The organism is Catenulispora pinistramenti (assembly GCF_018274385.1).
Classification (GTDB): Bacteria; Actinomycetota; Actinomycetes; order Streptomycetales; family Catenulisporaceae; genus Catenulispora; species Catenulispora pinistramenti.
The window spans coordinates 1-1,982 of record NZ_JAAFYZ010000456.1; the positions used below are offsets into that span (position 1 = coordinate 1).

1 protein-coding gene is annotated in these 1,982 nt (G+C 66.1%); it reads left to right on the plus strand.

The features are described 5' to 3' along the window. Positions 1 to 154 precede the first annotated feature (154 nt). Positions 155 to 1,789, plus strand: a complete 1,635-nt coding sequence (locus tag KGQ19_RS48425) for a recombinase family protein (RefSeq protein ID WP_230420572.1) — start codon at positions 155 to 157, stop codon at positions 1,787 to 1,789. Positions 1,790 to 1,982 lie beyond the last annotated feature (193 nt).

A 1,982-nucleotide genomic window follows, 5' to 3' on the forward strand; every position in this document is an offset into this window, starting at 1 on the left:
GGCTTCGCCTACAGTGCCGGTGGCCGGGGGTCAAGTTCGCGCCATACGAAACCGCCGCCTACCTGCATGTCCGCCGCGCGCGGACTTTACCCCCGGACACCGGTGCTGTACCCCCCGGGCTGACGACAGCACATCGTTGGATGTATCATTAAGTATGAACACGAAGACACTCCCATCGGCCCGAAACACCGTCGGTGACCTGGCTGGATTGAACTTCGCGATCCTGGCGCGGTTGTCGGACGAGTCGCGCCGCCGTAGGCACCTGAAGGAGTCCGGGGCCGACGACCAGGCCGCCCGGCGTGCCCCTAGAACCGGTCTGGACATCAACAACCGTGATGAGCAGATAGCCGACTGCACAGCGAACATCGAGGCGCGGGGCGGGAAGGTGGTCTACGTCTACGACGAGCCGCACACGTCCGCCGCCAAGCGGCGCCGGGTGGTGGCCGAGGATGGCACTGTGGAGTACCGGGTGATCCGGCCGGTCTACCGCAAGGCCCTGGCTGATCTGCGCCGGGGTGTGGCGCCGGGTGGGGAGCGGCTGGACGGGCTGGTCTGTCCGGATCTGGACCGGCTGACGCGGGACAACCGCGACCTGGAAGACTCCATCGATGTCGTGCAGCGTTTCGGCCGTTTGATCCTGGACAACTCTGGGGCGCTGGATTTGACGACCGAGTCCGGCCGGACGAACGCCCGAGTGATCACGGCGTTCAACAATGCGCAGAGCGCTGCGACCGCGAGGCGGGTCAAGCGCAAGCACCAGGCGTTGCAACGGGAAGGGATCCCGACCGGCGGGACACGTCCATTCGGGTGGTGTGATGACAAGCGGACGTTGAACCCGTCGGAAGCGCGTTTGCTGCGTAAAGCAGTGTTCGACCTGTTCAAGGGCCGTGGCTTGTATGTGATCTGTGCTGAGTGGAACCGGGCCGGTGTCGCGACTTCCCGAGGCAAGAAGTGGCGTGCCGAGGCCTTGAGGGCGGTTCTGCGCAACCCGCGCATGGCCGGATACCGGATGTTCACGGTGACCGGGGAGGACGGCGCCGAGGCCGAGGGCGGGTCGCGACGTGTCCTCACGCTGGTCGATGCCAAGGGGAACCCGGTGATCGGCCAGTGGAAGCGGATGATCACTCCGGAGAGGTGGACAGCTCTGCTGGAGATCATCGGGGAGGTGCCCTCACGTGGGGCCGGAACCAACACCCGCAAGTACATGGCCACCGGGACACTGCGATGTGGCAAGTGCGACTGTGCGATGCGCGCGACCAAGGCCCCACGGTCCGCGCACAAGCCGGAAGGCTTCTTCTGGTATACCTGTCGGACCACAGGCGAGGGCGGATGCGGCGGGGTGAAGGTCGAGGGGGCGAAGACCGATGCCGCTCTAATCGAACTTGCCGTCGCCAAGTACGAACTTGAAGCCACTAAGCGGGAGGCGACAACTGCGCCCGTGCCGTGGGGTCGCGCCGAGGAGCTGAAGCAGGTCCGGGAGAACATGGCCGCAGCCAAGGCCGCGCGCAAGGCGGGCAGGCTGTCAGCGGAACGGTACTACGCCGACCTGCATGAGTATGAGACCGAAGAGCGGGTCTTGCTCAAGGATCGCAACGCCCACCTCAAAGCCACGGCTACGAGTACCGACGTTCCGGCGTCCCTGGGTGCGGACTGGCGAGCTGGACGGCTGTCGCTGACTGAGCAGCGCGCCTATCTGGAGCAAACGTTCTCGGCCGTGATCGTGCACCCGGCAGGACGCGGATCCCGTGCACCGATCATGGATCGGCTCGAACCGGTAGACGCCAGCTGAGGACACGACCACACGGCAAAGGGCCGGTCCCACACCGACGACCACGAATCGGCACGGGACCGGCCCCAACCAGCTTGATCAGCATTGATCGGCGACAATCGAGCCCCGGGGCGCGGGCACGCACGCCCCAATGCGGAATCTTGCGCAGCGCCGGCGACTCCAGCCACATACCCCACCCCCGCCCCCTCCGCCC